This window comes from Rhodosalinus sp., assembly GCF_046542825.1.
Classification (GTDB): Bacteria; Pseudomonadota; Alphaproteobacteria; order Rhodobacterales; family Rhodobacteraceae; genus Rhodosalinus.
This window is the reverse complement of record NZ_JBKHAQ010000128.1, coordinates 1-7,526: the sequence shown is the minus strand read 5'-3', so window position 1 is coordinate 7,526 and position 7,526 is coordinate 1. Positions and strand designations below refer to the sequence as shown.

Sequence of the window (7,526 nt, the reverse complement as noted above, 5' to 3'; positions counted from 1 at the left end):
AGCCTTGCGGCCTCCTCGAACTCGAGGTTCTCGGCGGCCTTGCGCATGTCCGTCCGCAGCCCGTCGAGGTGGGCCTGCAGGTTGGCGCCGACCAGCGGCTTGTCGATCTTCGCGGTGACGCGGTTCATGTCCACGTCGCCCTTGTAGAGGCCGGCGAGGATGTCCTCGACGTTCTTCTTCACGGTGGCGGGGGTGATCCCGTGTTCCTCGTTGTAGGCGATCTGCTTGGCGCGGCGGCGGTCGGTCTCGGCGATGGCGCGCTCCATGCTGCCGGTGATCCGGTCGGCATACATGATGACCTTGCCCTCGGCGTTCCGGGCCGCCCGCCCGATGGTCTGGATCAGCGAGGTCTCGGACCGCAGGAAGCCCTCCTTGTCGGCATCGAGGATCGCCACCAGACCGCATTCGGGGATGTCGAGCCCCTCGCGCAGCAGGTTGATGCCCACCAGCACGTCGAAGGCCCCCAGCCGCAGATCGCGCAGGATCTCGATCCGCTCGATGGTGTCGATGTCGGAGTGCATGTAGCGCACGCGGATCCCCTGCTCGTGCAGGTATTCGGTCAGATCCTCGGCCATCCGCTTGGTGAGCGTCGTGGCGAGCGTGCGGTAGCCCCGGGCGGCCACCTTGCGCACCTCGTCGAGCAGGTCGTCCACCTGCATCTCGACGGGCCGGATCTCCACCGGCGGATCGAGCAGGCCGGTGGGGCGGATCACCTGTTCGGTGAAGACGCCGCCGGTCTGCTCCATCTCCCAGGGCCCCGGCGTGGCGGAGACGAAGACCGACTGCGGGCGCATCGCGTCCCATTCCTCGAACTTGAGGGGGCGGTTGTCCATGCAGGAGGGCAGGCGGAAGCCGTGCTCGGCCAGGGTGAACTTGCGCCGGTAGTCGCCGCGATACATGCCGCCGATCTGCGGCACGGTGACGTGGCTCTCGTCGGCGAAGACGATGGCGGTGTCGGGGATGAACTCGAAGAGGGTGGGCGGCGGCTCTCCGGGCGCGCGGCCGGTGAGGTAGCGCGAATAGTTCTCGATCCCGTTGCAGACGCCCGTGGCCTCCAGCATCTCGAGGTCGAAGCTGGTGCGCTGCTCCAGCCGCTGGGCTTCCAGCAGCTTGCCCTCGTTCACCAGCTGGTCGAGCCGCTGGCGCAGTTCCTTCCTTATGCCCACGATGGCCTGCTGCAGCGTGGGCTTGGGCGTGACGTAGTGCGAGTTGGCGTAGACGCGGATCTGCTCGAAGCTGCCGGTCTTCGCCCCGGTCAGCGGGTCGAACTCGGTGATCGATTCGAGCTCTTCGCCGAAGAAGCTGAGCCGCCAGGCGCGGTCCTCCAGGTGCGCGGGCCAGAGCTCCAGCACGTCGCCGCGCACGCGGAAGCAGCCGCGGTAGAAGGCCGCGTCGTTGCGCTTGTACTGCTGGGCGACGAGGTCGGCGATGATGGCGCGCTGGTCGTAGGCTTCGCCCGCCTTCAGGTCCTGCGTCATGGCGCCGTAGGTCTCCACCGAGCCGATGCCGTAGATGCAGCTGACCGAGGCCACGATGATCACGTCGTCGCGTTCCAGAAGCGCCCGGGTGGCCGAGTGGCGCATCCGGTCGATCTGTTCGTTGATCTGGGATTCCTTCTCGATGTAGGTGTCGCTGCGCGGGACGTAGGCCTCGGGCTGGTAGTAGTCGTAGTAGCTGACGAAGTATTCGACCGCGTTTTCCGGGAAAAAGCCCTTGAACTCGCCGTAAAGCTGCGCGGCCAGCGTCTTGTTGGGGGCAAGGATGATGGCCGGCCTCTGCGTCTCCTCGATCACCTTGGCCATGGTGAAGGTCTTGCCGGTGCCCGTGGCGCCCAGCAGCACCTGGTTGCGCTCGCCCCCCTCGACACCTTCGCTGAGTTCCGCGATCGCGGTGGGCTGGTCGCCTGCCGGCGCGAAATCGGTGTGCATGACGAAGCGCTTGCCGCCCTCCAGCTTGGGGCGGGCGCGCACGTCGGGGGCGGGGGCGTGCAGGGCAGCGTCGGTCATGGGCGGGCTCCTTGTCCGAGGCTCAAGCTGGGGCCTTGGGGGCGGCGTTCAAGACTGCGCGAATTTCGCGCCGGACCGCTCGATTCCGTTTGCCAAAACTGACACTTCAGATGTATCATTTACTGGCAAGCAGCTCCTTGGCCGTTCGGCCGATCGCATCTTACCCACCCCTCGCTCCCCGCGAAAGGCCGGATGGCCAAGGTCTGCGTGCCGCGCAGGCGGCCTCACCCTTGCCGCCTCGGGGCGCGTCGTCCATATAGCCGGGCAAGAGCGAGTGAGGAGTGCCCCATGCGCGCGCGCATCTATCAGCCGTCCCGGTCCGCCACCTCGTCCGGGACCGCCAAGACCAGGCACTGGGTGCTGGAATTCGCGCCGGAATCCCCGCGCGAGGTCGATCCGCTGATGGGCTGGACCTCTTCCGCGGACACGCAGGCGCAGGTGCGGCTGCGGTTCGACAGCAAGGAGGCCGCCCTCGACTACGCCCGCGAGCACGGGATCGACGCGCAGGTCTTCGAACCGCACAAGCGGCGCACCAACATCCGGCCGCGCGGCTATGGCGAGAATTTTGCCACCGACCGCAAGGGATCGTGGACGCATTGACCCTGCACGGACGAAGGCGCGGACCGAGTGGCCCGCGCCTTGTGTCAGCCGCCTGCGATTGACCGCTCAGCTGCCCATCTGGTCATAGTCGAAGTCGCCGAGCTCGCCCCGCATTTCCATGTCATAGGGCATGTCATAGTAGGGGCTACCCGGGTTCCAGCCCCAGCCTTGCTCGTAGCCCGCATAGGGATAGGCGCGATAGCCGGTTCCATAGGCGTTCATCGGCTGCACGACGACGGCATCGACCTGGCCTTCCTTGAGGATAAGGTCGCTGACGTAGCCGTAATTGACGAAGGTGTCGCCTTCGCGCATGCGGGCGTAATCGCCGATCAGTTCGCTGACGCGCCATGCGCGCGGGACGAAGTCGGCATCGTCAACGCCGGGCACGGTCTCTTCCGCGATATCCCCGGCAGCGTAGGCGTCCTGCATGAAGTCGTAGTCCTCGACGGTCTCTTCCGTCACCGGAACCGTGACAGTGGCGGCGTCCGCGTCCATTTCGATCTCGTCGTAGGGCACGCTTACGTGGGTATCACCGATATCCCAGAAGCCGCCGACCTCGGCGATGATCGCGACCACCTCGCCCTCGGAACTGATGAGCAGGTCCTCCATGTCGCCGATCTCTTCGCCACCCGAGCCGCGTACTTCGAACGCCATGAAGTCGTCCGCACTCATGCCGTCGGCATAGAGACTGTCATAGGTCCAGCCGGTCAGCGGGCGAACCTCGGCCTCCGACAGCGGGTCTGCGGACTCCTGCCGGTCGTCGCCCGTCTGATCCCCTTGCTGGCTCTGCGCCGCAAGCGGAGCGGCGGTCAGGGCGGTGGCGGCGACAAGGGCGCCGGTCACTGTCAGTCTTGTCATCGTGTCCTCCGTTGGTTCGGCTCGCGCGGCGCATTCAGGGCCACGCGTCCAGAACGGACGCCGCCAGAGACGGTCTCCGGTCTGGATCGGTCAACGAAGGCGGCTTGCCGCGTGTTCCGGTGCCCCGCTCAGCCCGCCGCGCGGCGGGCGGGCGCGGTCGCCTCGGCCACCACCTCTGCGGCGGCCTCGACCCCGCCCGGCGCGAAGGGGATCGACAGCGCCCGCATACCTGCCTCGAGCGACCCGAGCAGCCCCAAGACCATGTGCGGGTTCAGATGCCCCATGTGCGCGATGCGGAAGAAGCCGCCCGTCTCCGGCGTGCCGGGCTCCGCCATGCCAAGGCCGATGCCCAGCGTGACGCCGGCCTCTTCCTCCATCCACCGGCGCAGGTTCGCGCCGTGCGGCGCGCCGATCCGCAGCGCGGTGACCGCGTGGCTGCGCAGCGCGGGATCCGCGATGTTCAGCTCCAGCGGCCCGCCCTCGCCCCAGCGCGCGCAGGCGGCCCAGATCGCGCGCGCCAGCGTCGCGTGCCGCGCCCAGACGTTCTGCAGCCCCTCCTCGGCCAGCATGTCCAGCGCCGCGCGCAGGCCGAAAAGGTGATGGGTCGGCGCGGTGCCGCCGAAATACTGGTAGTAGTGCTCCGGCGCGGCGCGCGGCGCCCAGTCCCAGTAGACGCTGACGCGCGGCAGGCGCGCGCGGGCCTCCGCCGCGCGGTCGTTGAAGAACACGAGGCCCAGCCCCGGCGGCACCATCAGCCCCTTCTGGCTGGCCGCCACCATCACGTCGGCGCCCATCGCATCCATCTCGAACCGGTCGCAGGCCAGCGAGGCGATGCAGTCGGCCATCAGCAGCGCGGGGTGCCCTTCCTCGTCCAGCACCTGCCGCAGCGTGCCGATATCGTTGCGCACGGTGGTCGCCGTGTCGACATGCGTGGCCAGAACGGCGGCGATCCGGCCGCCCCTGTCCGCCCGCAGCGCCGCGCGCAGGCGGTCGGGGTCGATCGTGGCGCGCTTGCCGAAGTCCAGCAGCTCCACCTCCAGCCCAAGGCCCTCGGCGATCTTCGCCCAGCCCTCGCCGAAGCGGCCCGTGGCCAGCGCCAGCACCTTGCCGTCCGGGCGAACCGTGTTGGCCAGCGCGGCCTCCCAGGCGCCGTGCCCGTTGGCGGCGTAGATCGCAACATGGCCTTCAGTGCAGGCCACCGCGCGCAGGTCGCGCACGATCCCGGCCGTCATCTCGATCAGGTCGCCTTCGTAGATGTTGGGCGCTGCGCGATGCATCGCGTTCAGCACCCGGTCGGGCATCACCGATGGGCCTGGAATGGCGAGATAGGGACGACCGCGGGCAAGAGACATGGACGACTCCGTGTCGAAGGGGCCTCAGGACACTGTCGCGCGCTGCCGGAAGGGTCAATGCCCGGGACGCGCATGCTTGTCACGGGACGGGCGAGCCTCTAAACCGCGCGCAGTGATGACGGGCGGCCCCACCATGCTGATACGACTCTGGAGCTTGCTCGACGCGTCCGAGCGCCACTTGCGCCGATCCTTCGGCCGTGACGTCTCGACGCCCGCCGGCCGGCGGGCTGCCTGGCTCCATTACCATCTTTTCGATCACGCCGTTCTGCGCACGGTCTGGACCAACTTCTTCGAGGTGGTGCCAGGCGTCTACCGCTCGAACCAGCCGACGCATGCGCGTTTCCGCCGCTACCGTGACATGGGCATCCGCACCGTGATCAATCTGCGCGGAGGGGACGACTATGCGCACTACCTTTTCGAGAAGGAATCCTGCGAGGCCCTGGGCCTGATTCTGATCGATGCGAAGCTCTCGGCACGGCGCACCGTCTCTGCGGAACGGGTCCTTGCCATGATCGAGGCGATGCGCGTGGCGGAACGGCCGTTCCTCTTTCATTGCAAATCCGGCGCGGACCGCGCTGGCTTTGCCGCCGCGGTCTATCTCCTGGTGTTCGAGGGTGTGCCGGTCGCAGAGGCGCAGAAGCAGCTGGGCCTGAAGTACCTCCATCTCAGGTTCACGAAAACCGGCGTGCAGGGCTACATCCTGGATGTCTACGAGGCGCGGCTTGCGCGCGGAGCCATCGCCTTCGAGGACTGGATCCGGGAGGAATACGATCACAAGGCCATCCAGGCCGCCTTCGACGCCGGCCGCCCCGCCCGGGAGATCGCGTGACCGACAGGCCGGCCACGCATCCGCGCAGGCTCTTCGCCTGGCTCTGGCGGCGCTATCTCGTGCCGCGCTGGCCGCTGCTGGCGACGGCAGCGGTGTTCATGGTCATCGAGGGCAGCATGCTGGGGCTTCTCAGCTGGATGATGAAGCCCATGTTCGACCGCATCTTCGTGGGCGGCGAGGTGGCGGCAATCCCCTGGGTGGCTGCCGTGTTCTTCGCCATTTTCGCCGCGCGCGCGATTTCCGGGGTGGCGCAGAGGGTTCTGCTGACCCGGCTGTCGGAGCTGACGTCGGCCCATATCCGGGCCGATCTGCTGGGTCACCTGATGCGGCTCGACGGCAGCTTTCACCAGACCCACCCGCCCGGCTACCTGATCCAGCGCGTCGAAGGCGACGTGAACGCGATCAACAATGTCTGGCGCACGATGATCACCGGGGCGGGGCGCGATGCCGTCGCGGTGGTCGCGCTCTTCTCGGTGGCGCTGGGGGTGGACCTGACCTGGACCCTGGTCGCGCTTTTGGGCGCACCCGTCGTGCTGTTTCCGGTGATCCTGCTGCAACGTTACGTCCGTTCGCAGGCGCGGCGCGCCCGCGACGTGGCCGCGGGCCTGTCGACGCGGCTGAGCGAGATCTTCATGGGCATCGTTCCGGTCAAGCTGAACGGGCTCGAGGCGTATCAGGCTGCGCGCTATCGCCGGCTGACCCGGCAGCGCGTGCGCGCGCAGACGCGGACCGCGGCCGGGCAGGCGCTGATCCCGGGGCTGATCGACATCATGTCGGGCCTGGGCTTCATGGGCGTGTTGCTCTATGGCGGGCCCGAGATCGTCTCGGGCGAGAAGACCGTGGGCGATTTCATGGCCTTCTTCACGGCGATGGGTCTTGCCTTCGATCCAGTGCGCCGGCTGGGCAACATCGCGGGCGTCTGGCAGGTCGCGGCAGCCAGCATCGAGCGCATCCGCGAGCTGCTTTCGACCGAGCCCAAGCTGGTGTCGCCCGCACGGCCCAGTCCGCTGCCAAGCGGCGTCCCCGAGATCGTCCTCGACGACGTTCACCTGGCCTACGGCGATGCGCCGGCGCTCAAGGGCGCGAGCTTTACCGCCGAAGCCGGCAGGACCACCGCGCTGGTCGGCCCCTCCGGGGCGGGCAAATCCACCGTCTTCAACCTGCTCACCCGGCTCGTCGATCCGCAGTCGGGCCACGTGACGGTGGGCGGGGTGGCGGTGCAGGACCTGGACCTCGGCGATCTGCGGCGGCTCTTCTCGGTCGTGACGCAGGATGCGCTGCTCTTCGACGACACGCTGCGCGAAAACATCCTGCTGGGCCGCGAGGACGTGTCGCCCGAACGTCTGCAGGAGGTGCTGGAGGCGGCGCATGTCGCGGATTTCCTGCCCCGGCTCGACGGCGGGCTCGACGCGCCGGCCGGACCGCGGGGCTCGAACCTGTCGGGCGGGCAGCGCCAGCGCGTGGCGATCGCGCGCGCGCTTCTGCGCGACACGCCGGTGCTTCTGCTGGACGAGGCGACCTCGGCGCTTGACACGGCGTCCGAACAGATGGTGCAGGAGGCGCTCGACCGGCTGACGAAGGGGCGCACGACGCTGGTGATCGCGCATCGGCTGTCCACGGTGCGCGACGCCGACCGGATCGTGGTGATGGAGGAGGGGCGCGTGGTCGAGATGGGCCGGCATGAAGATCTTCTGGCGCACAATGGCGCCTACGCCGCGCTCTACCGCATGCAGTTCGAGACCGAGGAAGGCGCGGCATGAGCCGTCCGGCGCGTCGGGCGGGGCTTTTGCCGCCCCAAGACCTGATCGGGATGAGGGGGCTGGCCTGCAGGGCTGCATCGACGGCAGCGTGCCCTGTCTGCCGATGGCCGGTCACCGGGGG

General features: G+C 68.3%; 6 protein-coding genes. 3 read left to right on the top strand and 3 right to left on the bottom strand.

The genetic code is table 11. The features are described from left to right. Positions 1-2,006, bottom strand: a 2,006-nt coding sequence (gene uvrB, locus ACLFOB_RS13295) for an excinuclease ABC subunit UvrB (RefSeq protein WP_410926383.1), incomplete at its 3' end; no start/stop codon positions are given. 288 nt (positions 2,007-2,294) lie between these two features. On the opposite strand from uvrB, the gene ACLFOB_RS13290 reads away from it, so the two are divergent. Next, entirely contained in the window at positions 2,295-2,606 is a 312-nt protein-coding gene (locus ACLFOB_RS13290) for an ETC complex I subunit (RefSeq protein ID WP_410918332.1), read from the top strand. A gap of 66 nt (positions 2,607-2,672) precedes the next feature. Here ACLFOB_RS13290 and ACLFOB_RS13285 read toward each other — a convergent pair whose 3' ends face one another. Together ACLFOB_RS13285 and ACLFOB_RS13280 are read right to left on the bottom strand one after the other, a co-directional pair. Next, on the bottom strand, positions 2,673-3,464 hold the full coding sequence (locus ACLFOB_RS13285) for a PRC-barrel domain-containing protein (protein WP_410926382.1): 792 nt from the start codon (positions 3,462-3,464) through the stop codon (positions 2,673-2,675). A 128-nt stretch (positions 3,465-3,592) separates the two neighbouring features. Next, positions 3,593-4,816: a pyridoxal-phosphate-dependent aminotransferase family protein gene (locus tag ACLFOB_RS13280; protein ID WP_410926381.1), complete on the bottom strand. Its 1,224-nt coding sequence runs from the start codon at positions 4,814-4,816 to the stop codon at positions 3,593-3,595. Positions 4,817-4,949: 133 nt separating this feature from the next. Here ACLFOB_RS13280 and ACLFOB_RS13275 point away from each other — a divergent pair, with 133 nt between their 5' ends. Together ACLFOB_RS13275 and ACLFOB_RS13270 are read left to right on the top strand one after the other, a co-directional pair. Then, positions 4,950-5,645 carry a tyrosine-protein phosphatase gene (locus tag ACLFOB_RS13275; protein ID WP_410916860.1) on the top strand — a complete coding sequence of 232 codons (696 nt, stop codon included), beginning with the start codon at positions 4,950-4,952 and terminating at the stop codon, positions 5,643-5,645. Continuing rightward, positions 5,642-7,405: an ABC transporter ATP-binding protein gene (locus ACLFOB_RS13270; RefSeq protein WP_410916859.1), complete on the top strand. Its 1,764-nt coding sequence runs from the start codon at positions 5,642-5,644 to the stop codon at positions 7,403-7,405. Before ACLFOB_RS13275 ends, ACLFOB_RS13270 begins: the two co-directional genes overlap by 4 nt. Positions 7,406-7,526 lie beyond the last annotated feature (121 nt).

Excerpts from the sequence above, each read along its gene's own strand:
- ACLFOB_RS13290 (WP_410918332.1), top strand. The coding sequence starts at position 2,295 with ATGCGCGCGCGCATCTATCAGCCGTCCCGGTCCGCCACCTCGTCCGGG.
- ACLFOB_RS13285 (WP_410926382.1), bottom strand. The coding sequence starts at position 3,464 with ATGACAAGACTGACAGTGACCGGCGCCCTTGTCGCCGCCACCGCCCTG.
- ACLFOB_RS13275 (WP_410916860.1), top strand. The coding sequence starts at position 4,950 with ATGCTGATACGACTCTGGAGCTTGCTCGACGCGTCCGAGCGCCACTTG.
- ACLFOB_RS13280 (WP_410926381.1), bottom strand. The coding sequence starts at position 4,816 with ATGTCTCTTGCCCGCGGTCGTCCCTATCTCGCCATTCCAGGCCCATCG.